This is a genomic window from Kocuria sp. CPCC 205261, assembly GCF_040981025.1.
In the GTDB taxonomy this organism is placed as follows: Bacteria; Actinomycetota; Actinomycetes; order Actinomycetales; family Micrococcaceae; genus Kocuria; species Kocuria marina.
Map to the genome: position 1 here is coordinate 1 of NZ_JAVKPU010000063.1, position 558 is coordinate 558.

At 38.9% G+C, this 558-nt stretch carries 1 protein-coding gene; it reads left to right on the forward strand.

Annotated features, from left to right (window positions below):
- Positions 1–198 precede the first annotated feature (198 nt).
- Positions 199–558: hypothetical protein (locus RF646_RS13395; protein WP_368836240.1), on the forward strand; the 360-nt coding region annotated here is incomplete at its 3' end.

Consider the following 558-nt stretch of genomic DNA (forward strand, 5'->3'; position numbering starts at 1 on the left):
CGCCACGCTTATTATCAGCTACTTATAATAAGCGTGGCAAATGTTGCAATAAATATGAGAAAACATGTTCGGCTCTTCGCAAATTTTGGTGCACATAATGCCCAACTGCAGAATTCTTTAAGAAAGTTTTACATAAAATGTTAGCGATTGTCCGACAAAAAATGTAAGTTTATTAGTGTTCAAAAAATAAGACTTACAATGGAGACAATCGCTAACATTTGCAAAGGTACAGAAAATTTAGGAAACAACCAAACGGATTTAAAATTAAATGCTTTTGAAGTGGGAGAAAACCTCGTTGCTTTCCTCATCCCCCACTTTGCTAATTTCGTTATAATCAACTATACCATCACAGAGGATGAAGTGGCACTGACGCTAAAAAGCAAGTCTACTTGCGCTTGCTGTGATCGTTGCCATATCGAGACACATCATACCCGTGGCTGGCAAAAAAGGAAAGTAACCATGCCTCCGCTCGGTGGAAAACGTTTTACACTGATTTTGTATATGCGTCAATTTCACTGTAAGGCCGATGGTCATTTCTTTACAGAGCAACAGCCCGAT